The organism is Microvirga sp. P5_D2, from assembly GCF_054049475.1.
This window is the reverse complement of the sequence record NZ_JBFUMH010000117.1, coordinates 1-17210: the sequence shown is the minus strand read 5'-3', so window position 1 is coordinate 17210 and position 17210 is coordinate 1. Positions and strand designations below refer to the sequence as shown.

Here is a 17210-nt window from a genome sequence, read left to right as displayed (position 1 = left end):
GCCATGCATCAGACTCGGTCTTGGGCCGATAAGCGGAAGGATCGTCGGAGGTCGAATGCGCGCCGGCGCGGTAGGTCACGTATTCGATAAGGGTCGGCCCGAGATTGCGGCGCGCGCGCTCGGCAGCCCATGCGGCAACCGCATGGACGGCGAGGTAATCGTTACCGTCGACGCGCAAGGATGGAATGCCGAAGCCCAGTCCACGCGCGGCGAACGTGCCCGCTCCGCCTCGCGCAATTCCCTGGAAGGTGGAAATGGCCCATTGGTTGTTGACGATATTGAGGATCACCGGCGCCTTGTAAGTGGACGCGAAGACCAGCGCGGCATGGAAATCCGATTCAGCGGTCGAGCCGTCGCCGATCCACGCCGCCGCGATTTTGGTGTCGTTACGGATCGCGGATGCCATCGCCCAGCCGACCGCTTGAATATATTGCGTGGCGAGGTTGCCCGAGATCGTGAAGAACCCGTGGTCCTTGGACGAGTACATCACCGGCAGCTGACGGCCCTTCAGGGGATCGTRCGCGTTCGAGTAGATCTGGCACATCATGTCGACCATGGAATAGCCGCCGGCGATCAGGAGACCGGCCTGCCGATAGGTCGGAAAGTTCATGTCACCCGGCGAAAGCGCCTTCCGGAACGCGGAGCTGATGGCCTCCTCGCCGAGGTGCTGCATGTAGAAAGAGGTCTTGCCTTGCCTTTGCGCGATCAGCATACGGGCATCGAAGGCCCGCAGCGTCATCATGTTTCGCATGCCCTCGATGAGCTGCTCATCGGTAAGAAGGCCCGCCCATGGCCCCACCGCCTCTCCGGCGCGGTTGAGGACGCGGATGATCGAGAAGGCAAGCTCGCGGATATCCTCCGGGTTCGCATCCACCTCGGGCCGGGGCACGGTTCCAGCCTTGGGGATCTTCACATTCGAGAAGTCGGGCGCCCCGCCAGGGCGAACGGCCGGTTCGGGGACGTGAAGACTTAAGGGTCGGACATCGTTCATGGCGTTTGATCTCCCGAAGAGGGAAATAGGCGCGCAAGGCACCTAGGCCATAGGCATCGCGATTTTCAAAAATTGATGCGCCGCAACGCCACCGATCAACCTCTAGGGCCGATAGACCTCGATGGGCTCCGCAAAGCCTTGCACATGATGCGCGCCGAGCGGCGAAGGGTTGCCCCAGAGGTGTTCCACGAAGGGCTTCGACATGAGAAGCGGTTCGCTCAAGGTCTTGTTGAGTTCCGCGATGCGGCTCGCCAGGTTCACGTCGCGCCCGATCACGGTGAAGTCGAGCCGCTGACCCGAGCCCACATTGCCATAGGCCGCATCGCCATGATGCAGCGCGATGCCCACCTCGATGGGCACGGGAAAACGGCCTTCGTTGTTGGCGGCCTCCACACGGCGCAACGCCTTGGTGGCCGCGCTGAGAGCCGATTGCGCCGCGCCGCCGGTATCGTCGCCCTTGTCGCGAACGATGGCGAGCAGCCCGTCGCCCATATATTTCAGAACCTCGCCGCCCTCGTCCTCGATGGGCGGAACGAGGCAGTCGAAATAGTTGTTCAGCAGTTCGACCGCGCTCTCGGGGCTCAGCGTCGATGAGATGCGCGTGTATTCGCGCATATCCGCGAACAGGATCGCGGAGCGAATGCGTGTGACCTGCCCGCGCTGGATGGTGCCGCCGAGGATCGCCCGGTGCGGGTCGTCGCCCACATAGATGCGCAGCACCTCGTCGAGCCGGTTGCTCGTGGCGCGCAGCTCCGTGACCAAGGCAAAGGACGGCAGGATCAGGCGCAGGATCGTGAGGCTGCGCGCGTCGAAACCTTCAGGCGAGCGCGTCGCGAACGAGATCGCATTCTGGGCGCCATTGGTGAAATGGATCGGAATGGTGATGTAGTGGCGGTATCCCGCCTGCTTCAGCTCCGGCACGATGGCGAACAGCGAATCCGGCGTCTCGCCGAGGTCGAGGAACAGCCACTCGCCGGTGCGGCTCACATGGGCGAAGGGGCTCTGCTGATAGACGGCCTCGCGCCGGTCCCCGTGGGGCAGGTAGCGCACGACGGTCCCCTCCTCCCGGGTCCAGAACCGTCCTATTCCGGCGTATTCGGAATGCAGCGCCTCGATGGCGGAGGCCGCCCGGTCGATGGGCACGCCCAAGTCGATAAGCTTGAGCAGGAACCCGGTGAGGACCTCGTTGGCATCCTCCATGCGCGACGCGGTCATCTCCAACCAGTCCCGCAGGGCGATGACGCGGGTGAGGGTGTCCGGCTCAAGGCTCCGGGCCAGGGACAACAAATCGCTGGGAAGCGCCGTTAGGGGTGAAACTGACATCATATGGCCAAGGTGTGTTGTCCCTCACCCTCCTTCAAGCCGGGAGGCGGGCCGGGCTGGAGAAAAGTCTTATGCAATGAAAAGTGGCAAGGATTTTGACAGAAGGCCAGCCGCATAATAGAGCCGAAGCATGGCAAGCATCGATACCTTCTTCGTCACCAAGATCTACCGCGCCGAAATGACGGGCGCCAAAGCCGAGCAGCGCAACGCGGAGCTGGAAGGCGCCTGCCTGTCGATTGCCGAGGACGACGAGGCCGGCCAGCGCTGGTGCGACAAGAACGGCTACCCGGGCTACACCTCTTACGCCTCCCTGAACGACCTGCCCTGGCGGGTGCCGGTGTTCGGCGAGCTGTTGAAGGAGCTCGACAAGCACGTGGCGGCCTTCGCCAAGGATCTCGAATTCGATCTCCAGGGCCGCAAGCTGGTGCTCGACAGCCTGTGGATCAACATCCTGCCGCCGGGCGGCATCCACACCTCCCACATCCACCCGCATTCGGTGATCAGCGGCACCTATTACGTGACGATTCCCGAAGGGGCGAGCGCGCTCAAGCTCGAGGATCCGCGCCTCGGCTTCATGATGGCCGCCCCGCCGCGCAAGCCCAAGGCGAAACCTGAGAACCGCCAGTTCGCCTATATGAAGCCCGCTCCCGGCACCGTGCTGTTATGGGAAAGCTGGCTGCGCCACGAGGTGCCCCTGAACGAAGCTGAGTCCGAGCGCATCAGCGTGAGCTTCAACTACGCCTGGCAGTAGGGCTCTCCGCCCTTCCAAAATCAACGCCTCGTTTCCGGCGACGGGGCTTTGCGGGATGGGCTATAAGATGCCCATGACCCGAGATGACGACACTCTCTATGCAGCCCTGATCGCCCGCGATCCTTCCTATGAAGGCTTCGCCTATGTGGGCGTGAAGACGACCGGCATCGTCTGCCGTCTGACCTGCCCCGCCCGCAAGCCGAAACGCGGCAACGTGGTGTTCTTCGGAAAATGTGAGGAGGCCCAGGATGCAGGCTTTCGCCCCTGCCTGCGCTGCAAGCCCCTCGACCGTCAGCGGCCGACGAGCGGCGCGCTCGACACGTTGCGTGAGAAGATCAAGGCAGAGCCCGAGAAGCGCTGGAGCGCCGGGGACCTGAAAAGCCTTGGCTACGATCCATCCACCGTCCGCCGCGCCTTTCAGCGCGAATACGGCGTGACCTTCGCGCAATATGCCCGGTCGCAACGCTTAGGGATTGCCGTCAGCCGTTTGAAAGAGGGAGGCTCAGTCATGGATGCGCAGCTGGATGCCGGATACGAATCCGGAAGCGGTTTCCGGGACGCGATCACCAAGCTCGTCGGCGATGCGCCCGCAAGAGCCACGGATCGCCCGATCCTGACCGCACAATGGCTCGACACACCCATCGGCGCGATGCTCGCCATCGTGGACGATGCAGGCGTGCATCTTCTCGAATTCGTGGACCGCACGGCGCTTCCCACCGAGATCAACAGATTGCACAGCCGCGTCGGCCCGATCTGTTTCGGCACCAGCCCCGTGCTCGAAGAGCTTGCCGCCCAGGTCGAGCGCTACTTCTCCGGCCGATCCGCCACCTTCGACATAAAAGTGGTGCAGAGAGGCACCGCCTTCGAGGCTACGGTCTGGGATGCCCTGCGGCAGATCCCGTCAGGCTTAACGCGCAGCTACGGCGAGATCGCCCGTTTCATCGAGCGGCCCGAGGCGCCGCGCGCCGTGGCGCGGGCGAACGGCGCCAATCAGGTGGCGATCATCGTGCCGTGCCACCGGGTGATCGGCGCCGATGGTTCGCTGACAGGCTACGGCGGAAAGATCTGGCGCAAGAAATGGCTGCTTGAGCATGAGCGGCGGATGGCCGGCGTAGCCGATCATCCGAGCAACTTAGAACAGATCGCGCTTGCTCTTTAAGCCCGCGCCTTCTCGATCTTCGGCAGGAAGTACGTGAGCAGGCCGATGGCAGGCAGGAACGACACGACCTTGTAGACCGTCTCGATGCTCGTCATGTCGGCGAGCTGCCCGAGCACCGCCGCGCCAAGACCACCCATGCCGAAGGACAGGCCGAAGAACAGGCCGGCGATCATGCCCACGCGGCCCGGCACCAGTTCCGTCGCATAGACGAGGATGGCCGAGAAGGCGGAGGCGAGCACGAGGCCGATGATGATGCTGAGCACCGATGTCCAGAACAGGTTGGCATAGGGCAGCATGAGCGTGAACGGCAGCACGCCGAGGATCGAGATCCAGATCACGTAGCGCCGCCCGATCCGGTCGCCGATGGGGCCGCCGATGACAGTGCCCGCAGCCACAGCGGCAAGGAAGGCGAAGAGATAGAGCTGCGAGTCCTGCACCGACACCTGGAATTTCTCTATCAGATAGAAGGTGAAGTAGCTGGACAGGCTCGCCGTATAGAAGTTCTTCGAGAAGATGAGCACCATCAGGATCGTGATGGAAACGGCCACGCGCTTCTTCGTCAGGTAGGCCGTGGCGACAGGCGCGCGCGGCTTCGCCTTGAGGTCGGCGAGCTTGGCGCCATACCAGCGCCCGACATTGAACAGGATGATCATCGCCAGCAGGGCGACCACCGAGAACCACGCGATGCTGGCCTGTCCGAATGGCACCACGATGAAGGCCGCGAGCAGCGGCCCGAGCGACGAGCCCGCATTGCCGCCCACCTGGAACACCGACTGCGCAAGGCCATGCCGCCCGCCCGACGCCATGCGGGCAACGCGGGAGGATTCGGGATGGAAGACGGAGGAGCCCATGCCCACAAGGGCTGCGCCCAGAAGCAGCAGGGGATAGGAATTGGCCTTCGAGAGCGTCAGCAGGCCCATGAGCGTGAAGCCCATACCGGCGACCAGGGAGTAAGGCTTCGGCTTCTTGTCAGTGTAGGCGCCGACAAGGGGCTGAAGCAGGGAGGCGGTGCACTGGAAGGTGAGCGTGAGCAGGCCGATCTGGCCGAAATCGAGATGATAATTCGCTTTGAGGATCGGGTAGATCGCCGGAAGCAGGGACTGGATCAGGTCGTTCAGGAGATGGGAGATGCTGATCGCCACGAGGATCGATACGGCTACTCCCTCCGCCTTCGTCTGAACGGGAGCGGCGGCGAAGGCAGGCGATTTCGTGTCCATTTGGCGTTCTTCTGATCCGGGGCCGAGTTTGCGCCCGGCTCCCCATGCTTGGCGTTTCCTAGTCGCCTATAATGCAGTTTGCCTCATAAAGCGCCATATTATCCTGCAAGGCAGGGTTGCTGCTCAAGCACGACACTACTCCTTCTCGTCCCACTCGTAGACCTCCTCGGGCCCATCGGCGTAGGGAGCCACCTCCTCTTCCACCTCACGGAAGATGATCTTGACCTGGGGGATCACGTTCTCGTCGTTCTGCTGGATCCGCTCGAAGCGCAGCACATCGTAATAGGCGCAGCGCGAGCGGCCCGGATAGGATCGGCAGACGGACGGACGTCCGTGATAGATCGTGCAGCCGCGGGTCTTCTGGTCGAGGAACATGCAGGTCCGCTCGAAGATCACGTCCTTGACGCGCTTGAGCACGCGCTCGCCTTCGAAATCGGCGGTGTAGCGCTTCTTGGCCTCTTCGAACGAAACATCGAAGAACTTCGCCAGTCTGGTGATGTCACGCTTCGTGACCACCACGCGTTCATAGATCGAGCAGCAGAAGGCTGGGCATTTGTTGCAATCGAAATAGACGCGAGGCTGGTCGTCCTTGATCACCCGTTCGGACATGAGGGCTCCTGTTGCGGACCAAGCCGTGAGAATGGTTGGAGAATCATATCTATAGGAGTGTGCCTCTCAATCCAGCACCTCTCGGTCACTCATTCACACCCTAAAGCCTGGCAATTCGCCCTGCGTCCTTCGGCCGCGTCTCAGAGGTCTTATAGCGCGCGCAGCGTCACAAGTTTTGCCAATTTTCCCATCTAGTCCCGGTTGCAAGAACGGATCCCAAAAACCGGGGCCGAAAACGATAACAAGATGAAACAATAACAAGGGGTCTCTTCATGTCACAGGCAACGGCTTTCGAGCAGCTCATGCTCGAACTGGTGAATGCTGCGCGCGCCAAGACCGGCGCACAGCCGCTCGCCTTCAACGGCAACCTCAACAATTCGGCCGATGCGCACAGCCAGTGGATGATCGATACGGACGCCTTCTCCCATACGGGTGTGAGCGCTTCCGCGCCGACGCAGCGCATGGAGAGCGCGGGCTATGCCTTCACCGGTTCATGGACTTCGGGGGAGAACATCGCCTGGGCCAGCACGCGCGCGCCGAACGGCCTTCAGGATGAGGTGCGGCTTCTGCACACCAACCTCATGAACAGCCCGGGCCACAAGGCCAACATTCTCAACGGCGACTTCCGTGAGATCGGCATCGGCTTCAAGGTAGGCCCCTATCAAGGCTGGGAAGGTGCCTTCGCCACGCAGAACTTCGCGCGCTCCGGCAGCAATGTTTTTCTGACCGGTGTCACCATGGACGACAAGGACGGCGACCGCGCCTACGACATCGGCGAGGCTCTCAGCGGTTTGACCATCACCGCAATCAGTTCCACTGGCGCGCGATTCACCACGAAGTCGGAAGCCGCAGGAGGCTACAGCCTCGCGCTCGATCCCGGCTCCTACAGGGTGACCTACTCCAAGAGCGGCTACGCCTCCGTCACCAAGCAGGTATCAATCGGCGAGAAGAACGTGAAGCTCGATCTCATCGATCCAGCCAAGGCGGCTCCGGCGAAAGTCATCATCGGCGACGGGCTCGGCAACAGCCTCGACGGCACGGCAGGCACAGACCGCATCAACGGTCGCGCCGGACACGACAAGATCCATGCGAAGGGCGGCAACGACTACCTCATCGGCGACACCGGAAATGACTGGCTCTACGGCGAAAGCGGCCGTGACACTCTTCTGGGCGGCTCAGGCAACGATGTGCTCACCGGCGGCTCGCATGCGGATACCTTCTGCTTCAGGGGCAAATGGGGTTCCGACAAGGTTCGCGATTTCCAGGACGGCATCGACTTCATCGATCTGCGTGGCAACGGCCTGAGCTTCGACATGCTTTCGATCACCACAGGCAACGGCGACACGGACCGCATTGCCGACGATGTGATCATCAAGGCGAACGGGCAGACCATTGCGCTGCTGAACATGAAGGCCGCGCTCATCAACGCTTCGGACTTTTTGTTTTAAAGCGCGCCATCGCTGGCCTTGTGCCAATGATCCCGCTTTCACTCACACACAAACCTCATCCTGAGGAGCCGCGTGAGCGGCGCCTCAGGATGAGGGCAGTGGGGTGGATGGGCGGGATAAGAATTGTTCGACCTCACTCATTCATAACTCTAGATGCAAGACCGCCCGGAAGAGCCGGTTTCACGACGGTTCCGAAGCTGTTTTCTTGCGAGCCGCAGTTCGCTTCGATGTGTTCAATGCCACGGCCGCTCGAATGAGCGCCTTCAGCGCGTCTTCATCGATCGTATCGCCCTCGCGGAGATCGATGGCGCGTCTGGTGTTGCCTTCGAGGCTGGAATTGAAGAGGCCCGAAGGATCATCCAGCGAGGCGCCCTTGGCGAAGGTCATCTTCACGACGCTCTTGTAGGTCTCGCCCGTGCAGATGATGCCGGCATGCGACCACACAGGAACGCCTCTCCATTTCCACTCCTCGATCACGTCAGGATCGGCGTGCTTGATGAGGTTTCGGACACGAGCAAGAGTCTCACCGCGCCAATCACCCAATTCCTCGATCCTCGCATCGATCAGCCGGGAGGGCGTGTCTGCTTCATGGGTCTCGTTCAAGCCGCTCTTCTCCATGGCCGTCATCGCTTTCTTCATGGTCTTGCTGCTCACATTCGTTCGCCGGGCAACCGGCTGGCTTGCTTCACCCAATCGACGATCTGAGCTTCGTCGATTTCGTCGTCCTCATGGATGTCGAGGTAGCGCACTTCCTTTTGCTTGGACTCGCCGGGAGGGACAGGTTTCAGCGACGTGCCGCGAAAGAAGGCGACCTTCACGTATTTCGTGAAGCAATGAAGGCTAAGGAACCAGCCCTGGCCCTCGACCCCATAGAAGGGCGAGTTCCATTTGACTGCCTTGCTCACGTTGGGAACCGTGCGCACGATGAGGGTATCGAGGCGGCGTCCGACATCGCTTTTCCATCCCGGCATGGCGGCGATATAGGCTTGCACGGGCGCATCGCCGTAGCCTTTCGCGATCTGAGGATTGCCGCCCGCGAGAAGAACCGGCTGCGTCGCAGCATTCGTCGTCTTCGCAGGCTTCTCGGACGTCGTCTTGGTCATGTCTCAATCCAGCGGCTTGTGAATCAAACCTAATCCAGCAGCCACGCCAGCACCAGCGGCAGAAGCAGCGCGGTGACGAGCGCATTGAGGCCCATGGCGATGCCCGCGAATGTGCCGGCGAGCGAGTTCACCTGAAACGCGCGTGCCGTGCCGATGCCGTGCGAGGCGAGCCCCACCGCGAATCCGCGTGCGCGCCAATCCTTCATGCGCAAGGCATTCATCAGCGGCGTCACCATGATGGAACCGGCAACGCCCGTGAACATGATGAGAATGGCCGTGAGCGCGGGATCTCCGCCGAGCGCTTCCGTGATGCCCATGCCGACCGGCGCGGTGACGGATTTCGGCGCGAGCGAAATGAGAATGGCTTTCGGAATGCCGAAGAGCTGCGCGACCAGAACAGCCGACACGATGGCCGTGACCGAGCCGACCACGAGAGCCGCCATCATGGGCACGATGGCGCGCAGCACGATGTGACGGTTCTCGTAGAGCGGAATGGCGAGCGCGACGGTGGCGGGGCCGAGCAGGAAGTGAACGAACTTCGCGCCTTCGAAATAAACCGGATAGGACGTGCCGGTCGCCCACAGCACGAGCGCAACCGCCACGACCGAGATCAGCACTGGATTGAACAGGGGATTGCGGCGGAAGGCTTGCGAAATCCGATCCGCGATCAGATAGGCGATCAGCGTCACTACGAGCCAGAGCAACGGCGTCTGGGAGAGATAGACCCAGAGGGAGAACGCCTGATCAGTCACGGGTCTCGCCCTCCTCTGCCTGCTCCATGGAGGAACCGCTGAGGCGTGACACGAGCACGAAGGTGACGACCGTCACGACGAGCGTGATGAAGGTGGAGACGATGACCGCCACCGCAAGCCCGACGCCGTAATCGTAAAGCACATCGAGCCGCTGCACCACGCCGACACTCGCCGGAATGAACAGAAGTGAGAGATGCGCGAGCAATCCCTTCCCCGTCGCGTCGAGCRCCCTGGCGAATTCCGGCACCTGTTTCCTGAGGGTGTCGAGCAGGCTCAAGAATAAGAGCAGAAAGAGCATGCCGAGAACGGGACCGGGCACGAGCCAGCCGAACCAGCGGGCGATCACTTCGCCGAGGAGTTGGCAGAGAAGGATGATGGTGAGGCTGATGATCATGCTTGTCGTATTCAAGAAAAAGGCTGGCCAGGTGCCCGCCTTTTGATGCCGCTCAGTTGTCCAGGAAGCTCCTGAGCTTCCGGCTCCGCGAGGGATGCTTCAGCTTGCGCAGSGCCTTSGCCTCGATCTGGCGGATACGTTCGCGGGTCACGGAGAACTGCTGGCCGACCTCTTCGAGGGTGTGGTCGGTGTTCATGCCGATGCCGAAGCGCATGCGCAGCACCCGCTCTTCGCGCGGCGTGAGCGAGGCGAGCACGCGTGTGGTGGTCTCACGCAGGTTCGACTGGATCGCCGCGTCGATGGGCAGGATCGCATTCTTGTCCTCGATGAAGTCGCCGAGGTGCGAATCTTCCTCGTCGCCGATGGGCGTTTCGAGCGAGATCGGCTCCTTGGCGATCTTCAGCACCTTGCGCACCTTCTCCAGCGGCATGGCGAGCTTTTCGGCCAGCTCTTCCGGGGTCGGCTCGCGGCCGATCTCGTGCAGCATCTGGCGCGAGGTGCGGACGATCTTGTTGATCGTCTCGATCATGTGCACCGGAATACGGATCGTGCGGGCCTGATCCGCGATGGAGCGCGTGATCGCCTGCCTGATCCACCACGTGGCGTAGGTCGAGAACTTGTAGCCGCGGCGGTACTCGAACTTATCGACCGCCTTCATGAGGCCGATATTGCCCTCCTGGATCAGGTCCAGGAACTGAAGGCCGCGGTTCGTGTACTTCTTGGCGATGGAGATGACGAGACGCAGGTTCGCCTCGATCATTTCCTTCTTCGCCTGCCGGGCTTCGCGCTCGCCCTTCTGCACCATCATGACGATGCGGCGGAATTCCTGGATCTCCAGGCCCGTCTCGCTGGCGAGGTTATGGATGTTCTCGCGCAGGTCGTGGATTCCGTCCTTGGCTTTGGCGACAAAGTCCTTCCAGCCCCTGCCGCCGAGCTTGGAGACGCGCAGCACCCATTTCGGGTCGAGCTCCCAGCCCTGATAGTGCCGGAGGAACTCCTCGCGGGCGACGCCATGGCTTTCGGCCAGGCGCATCAGGCGGCCCTCATGCGAGATGAGGCGCTTGTTGATATCGTAGAGCTGCTCGACCAGGGCTTCGATGCGGTTGTTGTTGAGCGAGAGCGACTTCACCGAAGCGACGATGTCGGACTTCAGCTCGCGGTACTTGCGTTCCTGGGCCGGAGTCAGCTGCTTGTTCTGCATGCGCTGTTCCACATGCTCGACCTGCAGGCGGCGCAGCTTCTTGTAGTTGTCGGCGATGGAGTCGAAGGTTTCGAGAACGCGCGGCTTCAGCTCGGCTTCCATGGCCGAGAGCGACACGTTGTTCTCCATGTCGTCGTCGTCCATCTCGCCTTCCGGCGGGGTCATCCCCTCCTCGCCCTCGGCGGCGGCCTCTTCCTCACCCTCTTCGCCCATGCCATCGACCTTGGGCGCGCCCTTGCCGTCCGGGCCGGCATAGGTGGCCTCGAGATCGATGATGTCGCGCAGGAGCACCCGGCCTTCGACGAGCTCGTCGCGCCAGATGATAATGGCCTGGAAGGTCAGCGGGCTTTCGCAGAGGCCTGCGATCATGGCCTCGCGGCCGGCCTCGATGCGCTTGGCGATCGCGATTTCGCCCTCGCGGGAGAGAAGCTCGACCGAGCCCATCTCGCGCAGGTACATGCGCACCGGATCGTCCGTGCGGTCGGTCGGCTCCTTGGCCGTGGTCTCGCGGACGGCGACGGCGCGGGTCTGCGCCGTCTCGACGAGATCGTTGCCTTCGGCTTCCTCTTCGTCAGCCTCGGCGGGCTGAGCGTTTTCGTCGGTCTCCTCCGCCTCGACGACGTTGATGCCCATCTCCGAGAGCTGGCCGAGCACGTCCTCGATCTGTTCCGAGTTGAATTCCTCGGGAGGCAGAACCTCGTTCAGTTCATCGTAGGTGACATACCCGCGCTTCTTCGCGAGCTTGATCATCCGTTTGACGGCGGCATCGCTCAGGTCGAGAAGAGGCCCGTCGCTCTGCTGCTCCGGAGCCGTCGTCTCGCCTTCATCCCGTTCGGTTGCCTTCGTTGCCATGCTTTGCTCTACTCCGGCGCCCTGCCGGTCCCCTAGCCAGGCGCCCAATGCGCGACAGGGTGGCAAGGCTTGAGAAGCCGTACCACCCGGAAATCAGTCCCAATCATAAAACAGCAAGTCGCTTGACTAACCGTTAACCATCTTTGCCCGCACCACCAGCGCCGTGCCGCGCTATGGCCCTCAGCCATGGGTGTCCCTCATGGAACCGCCCTTGTCCATATCGGCCTCGGCACCGTCGACGGAGGACAGCTGGTTTTGGACCTCTCGCAGCCAGGCGAGATTGGCCTCATTGTCCTCTTCGGCGAGCGCGCGCTCGGCAGCCCGAAGCTCGCTATGTAACGTGCGTGCACGACGATGCAAGGTGATGGCCTGCCTCAATGCGTCCTCAAGCCGCAAGGAATCCGCATGCGGATCAAGCATCCAGCGGTCGCCGGGGCGAACCAGGGCGACCATCCGGTCGGCCGCATCAGCCAGTCCGGCCCGCTCCAGGCGGGCCTGCATCACGGTGGTGTCGGCCGGCTCGCCGCTGGCCGCTCCATCCAGAAGAAGGCCTCGCATCATTTGGGCCGCACGCCCCTCAAGTTCAAGATCTGCAAGGACTTCTGCGTGATTTTGAAGAAGTGCCGGATGCACCAGGAAGGTGCAAAGGATCATCGCCTCGCGGGGGCTTCCCACCGATCCGCCGGTGAAAAGCGCGTTGCGGGCGAGCAGTGGCGACACGCTCAAACGGGAGCTCGGCGTGGTCGGGGAAGGGCCCCGAAAGTCCCGCCGTCCACCCTTCTCCTGCCGGTTGAAACGATTGGCTCGAGAATCCGGATTCTGAGCCGAAAGGCGGTTTTCCACCTCCTCCCGGTAGTACCGCTTGAGGGTTTCGTCGCGAATCAGTGCAAGTGATTCGCGCAAACGGCGCTCCAGGGCCGCCCGCCGCTCGGGGGTATCGAGCGGCCCCGCTTCCAGCTCCCGCGCCCAGAGGACATCCACCAGGGGCTTTGCCGCCGACAGAACCCGCTCGACCGCCGTGCGGCCGCCGGAGCGGGCGAGATCGTCCGGATCCTGCCCCTGGGGCAGCAGAGCGAAGCGCAGGGATTTGCCCGATGTCAGGTTCGGCAGGGCCACGTCGAGAGCGCGATAGGCCGCGCGCTGGCCCGCCTTGTCGCCGTCGAAGCACAGGATCGGCTCCTCCGAGAGACGCCAGAGCAGGGCAAGCTGGTCTTCCGTCAGCGCCGTGCCCAGCGGGGCGACCGCATTGGGAAAGCCCGCGACGGTCAGGGAGATCACGTCCACATAGCCTTCCACCGCGATCACGGTGCCCCGGTCATGGGCGGGCTGGCGGGCGTGGTGGTAATTGTAGAGAAGCCGGCCCTTGTTGAAGAGCGGCGTATCCGGCGAGTTGAGGTATTTCGCCGGCGCGTCCGCGCTCATGGCGCGCCCGCCGAAGGCGATGACCCGGCCGCGCACGTCGCTGATCGGGAACATCACCCGGTCGCGGAAGCGGTCGTAAGGAACCTTCACATCCTCGCCGGAATAGAGAAGGCCCGCCTCAACCATCATCTCGATTGAGATGCCCTTCTCAGCGAGAAAATCGCGCAGCGCGAAGCGCTCGGGCGGCGCATAGCCGATGCGAAAGCGCTTCTGGGTCTCGACGCTGAGCTGGCGTCCGGCGAGGTAATCGCGCGGCTTCATGCCGTGGCGGCCCTGGAGCGAGGCCTCGAAGAACTGCGTCGCCAGCTCCATGGCGTCATAGAGGGTCTTGCGCTTGACCTCCTCCGCCCGGTCCTCCGGCGTGAGCTTGGGCAGGGGCACCCCCGCCTCGGCCGCCAGCCGCTCCACCGCCTCGGGGAAGGAAAGCCCCTCCGTCTCCATGACGAARGTAAAAATGTCCCCGTGCTTGCCGGATGAGAAGCAGTGATAGAACTGCTTCTGGTCGTTCACATAGAAGGACGGCGTCTTCTCCGCATTGAACGGCGACAGCCCCCTCCACTCCCGCCCCGCCTTTTTCAGGCGCACGCGCTTGCCCACCACTGCCGAGGTCGGCAGCCGCGCGCGGATCTCTTCGAGGATTTGGGGCGGGTAGCGCAATTTTTAGCGGAATCTCCAAACCTGCTGCATAAACTAGGGCGGCTGGGATTAAGTTAAAAACACCAAAGCCAAGCTTTTCTTTACCCGCAATTCACAGGCTTAGCATTTTCGGACAGCGCCGATCACCAGCGCGCCTGTTCTGGCGCAACGGGAAGCGAGACCCGGGCGACAAGGCCGCCCCCTCTCGGCCTGTTGGAGAGCGAAATCCGGGCTCCGATCCGGGCAGCGAGAGCTTTGACGATCGAGAGACCGAGTCCCGTTCCCTCCTGCTCGCTGTTTCCACGCACGAAAGGATCGAACACGCGGGCGAGGAGCGCCTCCGGGATTCCAGGTCCGGTATCGGCGATCTCGACCTTCACTTCTCGCGTATCCGCTTGAAGCGAAAGATCGATATGCCCGCCACGCGGCGTGTAGCGAATCGCGTTGTCGAGCAGGTTGGACAACAGCATCACGAGATCGTGCTTCTCCGCCTTGACCGGAATAGGCGCCAGCTCCGCCGAGGAGAGCGTGATGTCCTTTCCCTGCGCCAGCGTAATCACGCCGGCAATGGCCTCCCGCAGAGCCTCGTTGATCGGTACCGGCTGCGAGCCTTCAAAAGGCTGCGCGCTTTCAGCCCGGGCAAGGGTCAGCAATTGGCTTGTCAATTCGGACATCCGATGGATTCCGAGTTCCATTTCTTCCAGGACTTCATCGGCCCCGGCGCGGTTCGAGGCTTGGCGCAGATTGCGAATCTGGATCCTGAGAGAGGTCAGAGGCGTACGAAGCTGGTGCGCGGCATTTGAGACGAATTGCCGTTGAACGTCCAGCATGGCTCTGACACGCGAGAGGGACTCGTTCATGGCCCCGACGAGAGGAACGATCTCACCAGGAAGGTCGGGTGAAGAAAGCCGCCGCGTCGAGTCCGGCCGACGCTCAAGGAGCTGATGAGTCAGATGATCCACCGGTCTCAGGATACGGCCGACCACCCATCGCACCAGAAGCCATGAGATGGGGATGAGCAGAAAGGTGGTGACAAGGGCCGGCAAGGCCGCCTTCACGGCCAGTTCTCTTCTCACCTGCGCCTGCTGCGAGACCTGCACTGTTCCATCGTCGAGAACCCAAGTGTAGCTGCGCCATCTGCCCTGCGGCGTGTCGAAATCCGCGAAACCGGTTTCCTGTTGACGCGGCAGATCGAAGCCGGGCGGAAAGGACTTGAGCAATTGGCCGTCCGCGTCCCAGGCCTGCACGACGATCATGTCGGACGAGCCCAGCGGAGGTGCCGGCATCTGAGCCAAGTCATCGACCGACCCCACCACATCGAGCGCGATTTCGCGCATCTGATCGTCCAGGAAATTGTCGGGATCCTGCTGCGCGACGATATAGGCCCCCACTCCGCCCATCAGGCCGAAGGAGATCAGAAGAATCGTGAACCACGCCGTGAGCTGCCTGCGGAGGGAATTGCCGTGCTTCATTTGGCAACCATCCATCCGACACCACGAACATTGCGGATGATATCGTTGTCGAACTTGCGCCGGATATAATGGATCAGGACATCGACGGCATTGCTCTCCACTTCCTCGCCCCAGCCATAGAGCGAATCCTCCAGTTGCTTGCGCGAGAGAATGGCGCCGGGACGTGCCAGAAGCGCCTGCATGAGCGCGAATTCCCGTGCCGGCAGAAGCTGGGTGACGCCTTTATACGTCGCTTGGTGACCTGCAAGATCCAGCATGATTTCCGACGATTGGATCAGAGATGCCGGATGCCCGTCGTGGCGACGCACGACGGCTCTGATTCGGGCGGCGAGTTCATCGAAATCGAAGGGTTTCACCATGAAGTCGTCGGCCCCGATATCGAGACCGGCCACGCGGGTTTCGATATCGTCGTGGGCGGTGATGATCAGGACCGGTGTCGTGTCCTTGCGTCGTCGCATGTCCTTGAGCACATCGAGACCGGCTTTGTCCGGGAGGCCCAGATCGAGCAGCAGGATGGAATAGAGCRTGGTGCTGAGCGCCTCCAGAGCATCGCCGCCCGCGCGCGCCCAATCCACCGTGTTCCCGGTTCCTTCGAAGGCCCGGATGAGGCTGCGACCGATCAGAAGATCGTCTTCCACAAGGAGAACCCGCATGCCGGCTGCCCATGCTGCGACCACGAGTTCAACGCCATAATCGGCAAAATACAACGATGCATTTTGCCGCCTCGCCTCGCCTCGAAGGCGCGGCCGATACGTCCTCATTCTCTCCTAAGTCACCGGCGGTAGCATCCTCGACAGGTACCGATGAGTACCTTCATTCAATGGAGAGATTCGATGAAAAAGCTTCTGATCGCCACATCGGCCGTCGCTTGCCTCATGGGCGCGCCCTTGGCCGCGCAAGCCGCAACAGCAGAGCAGCACCCCTCAAGCTCGTACACGGAGCCTCAGGTCCAGAAGCACACGACGGTGCGCCATCATACGGCCAAGCATGCATCCAAGAGCGAAGCCGACCGCCGCGAAGCCTCGATGAAGCACAAGGCCAATTGCCCTGCCGGTTCGCAGAGCGCGGCATGCCAGCCGACCACGACAGGGTCGACCAAGAAGATGGATTAAACCAAGCGCCCTGATCGGGCTCGAACAGTCGGAGCCATTCGCTCCATCCAGTCATCTCAAGCGTTGCTGCAGCCCATTCCCCTCTCCTGTTCGAGAGAGGGAATGGGCGAGGCAATGCAGTTTCCGAATGTGACTGCAACTTCCCCGCATGGAACGGTGACAGCCGTTCAACCCCGCCGGATCAGGGACGGCAACGCCTCCTCCGGCAAGGAATCCTCACCCTGCAATTCCCGCACCGCGCCGCGCGCATAGAGCATCCAGCGCCCATCGGGGCTTCGGTAGATCGCATAGACGGGCTGCCCCTGCCAGATACCGCCCGCCGCCCCGCGCCGCGCGATGGCCGCCGCGATCTCCCTCACGGCGCGCATGATGCAGGCGGTCGCGCCCACGATCGTGACCGGCACCATGACGAGCCAAAGCGCCTGAATCCATTCGGGCGCGGTGTGAAACTTGGACAAGGCGTCGGCCAACACACTGTAGGACTGGACGCTGTAGGACGGCTCCATCGACAACTCCCCTGAAGTTGGAGCGACCACCAGCAATGCGCTGGTGGCCGGGGAGTTTAGAAACCGCCAGAGACGGCCGCATTGGCCTTTGGGCTTTCGCCTTGGACATGCGCCAACACCTCCCCGACCATAAGGCAAGGGAGACATCGTTGCGGTCGATGCCGACCGCTCTGGAGAGGTTCTAACGCCCCAGAACCGGGTGCGCCCGGTTCTGGTGACGAGGTAACATGCAAAGGTGGTACGGGGTCAATAGACCCCGTAC

The 17210-nt window shown here is 62.3% G+C and carries 17 protein-coding genes; 4 read left to right on the top strand and 13 right to left on the bottom strand.

The window, feature by feature from the left end; genetic code table 11:
* Both ACXJKO_RS22520 and ACXJKO_RS22515 read right to left on the bottom strand, forming a co-directional pair.
* A partial coding sequence (locus ACXJKO_RS22520) for a thiamine pyrophosphate-dependent enzyme (protein WP_457093306.1) occupies window positions 1–991 on the bottom strand: 991 nt, incomplete at its 3' end.
* Window positions 992–1093: 102 nt separating this feature from the next.
* A complete protein-coding gene (locus ACXJKO_RS22515; protein WP_457093308.1) occupies window positions 1094–2206 on the bottom strand; it encodes an adenylate/guanylate cyclase domain-containing protein in 1113 nt (370 codons plus the stop codon).
* Between the two features lie 238 nt (window positions 2207–2444).
* Here ACXJKO_RS22515 and ACXJKO_RS22510 point away from each other — a divergent pair, with 238 nt between their 5' ends.
* Together ACXJKO_RS22510 and ACXJKO_RS22505 are read left to right on the top strand one after the other, a co-directional pair.
* Window positions 2445–3065 carry a TIGR02466 family protein gene (locus ACXJKO_RS22510; protein ID WP_457093305.1) on the top strand — a complete coding sequence of 207 codons (621 nt, stop codon included), beginning with the start codon at window positions 2445–2447 and terminating at the stop codon, window positions 3063–3065.
* A gap of 73 nt (window positions 3066–3138) precedes the next feature.
* Window positions 3139–4224: a bifunctional transcriptional activator/DNA repair enzyme AdaA gene (locus ACXJKO_RS22505; RefSeq protein ID WP_457093304.1), complete on the top strand. Its 1086-nt coding sequence runs from the start codon at window positions 3139–3141 to the stop codon at window positions 4222–4224.
* On the opposite strand, the gene ACXJKO_RS22500 is transcribed toward ACXJKO_RS22505, so the two are convergent.
* Window positions 4221–5441 carry an MFS transporter gene (locus ACXJKO_RS22500; protein ID WP_457093303.1) on the bottom strand — a complete coding sequence of 407 codons (1221 nt, stop codon included), beginning with the start codon at window positions 5439–5441 and terminating at the stop codon, window positions 4221–4223. The genes ACXJKO_RS22505 and ACXJKO_RS22500 overlap by 4 nt on opposite strands.
* A gap of 135 nt (window positions 5442–5576) precedes the next feature.
* Entirely contained in the window at window positions 5577–6050 is a 474-nt protein-coding gene (locus ACXJKO_RS22495; protein ID WP_457093302.1) for a YkgJ family cysteine cluster protein, read from the bottom strand.
* Window positions 6051–6322: 272 nt separating this feature from the next.
* On the opposite strand from ACXJKO_RS22495, the gene ACXJKO_RS22490 reads away from it, so the two are divergent.
* Window positions 6323–7498: a CAP domain-containing protein gene (locus ACXJKO_RS22490; RefSeq protein ID WP_457093301.1), complete on the top strand. Its 1176-nt coding sequence runs from the start codon at window positions 6323–6325 to the stop codon at window positions 7496–7498.
* A 180-nt stretch (window positions 7499–7678) separates the two neighbouring features.
* Here ACXJKO_RS22490 and ACXJKO_RS22485 read toward each other — a convergent pair whose 3' ends face one another.
* The 8 genes from ACXJKO_RS22485 to ACXJKO_RS22450 form a co-directional block, all read right to left on the bottom strand.
* Window positions 7679–8137 (bottom strand): DUF1801 domain-containing protein, encoded by a 459-nt coding sequence (locus ACXJKO_RS22485; protein WP_457093300.1) that lies wholly within the window; start codon window positions 8135–8137, stop codon window positions 7679–7681.
* 11 nt (window positions 8138–8148) lie between these two features.
* The gene (locus ACXJKO_RS22480) at window positions 8149–8601 is read right to left on the bottom strand and encodes a DUF1801 domain-containing protein (protein ID WP_457093299.1); all 453 of its coding nucleotides are present in this window, start codon (window positions 8599–8601) and stop codon (window positions 8149–8151) included.
* A gap of 29 nt (window positions 8602–8630) precedes the next feature.
* On the bottom strand, window positions 8631–9353 hold the full coding sequence (locus ACXJKO_RS22475; RefSeq protein WP_457093298.1) for an LrgB family protein: 723 nt from the start codon (window positions 9351–9353) through the stop codon (window positions 8631–8633).
* Window positions 9346–9747 (bottom strand): CidA/LrgA family protein, encoded by a 402-nt coding sequence (locus tag ACXJKO_RS22470; RefSeq protein ID WP_457093297.1) that lies wholly within the window; start codon window positions 9745–9747, stop codon window positions 9346–9348. The genes ACXJKO_RS22475 and ACXJKO_RS22470 overlap by 8 nt, the downstream gene beginning before the upstream one ends.
* Before the next feature lie 52 nt (window positions 9748–9799).
* A complete protein-coding gene (gene rpoD, locus ACXJKO_RS22465) occupies window positions 9800–11800 on the bottom strand; it encodes an RNA polymerase sigma factor RpoD (RefSeq protein ID WP_457093296.1) in 2001 nt (666 codons plus the stop codon).
* A 180-nt stretch (window positions 11801–11980) separates the two neighbouring features.
* Window positions 11981–13879 (bottom strand): DNA primase, encoded by a 1899-nt coding sequence (gene dnaG / locus ACXJKO_RS22460; RefSeq protein ID WP_457093295.1) that lies wholly within the window; start codon window positions 13877–13879, stop codon window positions 11981–11983.
* A 122-nt stretch (window positions 13880–14001) separates the two neighbouring features.
* The gene (locus tag ACXJKO_RS22455; protein ID WP_457093294.1) at window positions 14002–15330 is read right to left on the bottom strand and encodes an ATP-binding protein; all 1329 of its coding nucleotides are present in this window, start codon (window positions 15328–15330) and stop codon (window positions 14002–14004) included.
* A complete protein-coding gene (locus ACXJKO_RS22450) occupies window positions 15327–15983 on the bottom strand; it encodes a response regulator (protein ID WP_457093307.1) in 657 nt (218 codons plus the stop codon). The genes ACXJKO_RS22455 and ACXJKO_RS22450 overlap by 4 nt, the downstream gene beginning before the upstream one ends.
* 180 nt (window positions 15984–16163) lie before the next feature.
* On the opposite strand from ACXJKO_RS22450, the gene ACXJKO_RS22445 reads away from it, so the two are divergent.
* Window positions 16164–16442 carry a hypothetical protein gene (locus tag ACXJKO_RS22445; protein ID WP_457093293.1) on the top strand — a complete coding sequence of 93 codons (279 nt, stop codon included), beginning with the start codon at window positions 16164–16166 and terminating at the stop codon, window positions 16440–16442.
* A 167-nt stretch (window positions 16443–16609) separates the two neighbouring features.
* Here ACXJKO_RS22445 and ACXJKO_RS22440 read toward each other — a convergent pair whose 3' ends face one another.
* On the bottom strand, window positions 16610–16948 hold the full coding sequence (locus tag ACXJKO_RS22440; RefSeq protein WP_457093292.1) for a hypothetical protein: 339 nt from the start codon (window positions 16946–16948) through the stop codon (window positions 16610–16612).
* Window positions 16949–17210 lie beyond the last annotated feature (262 nt).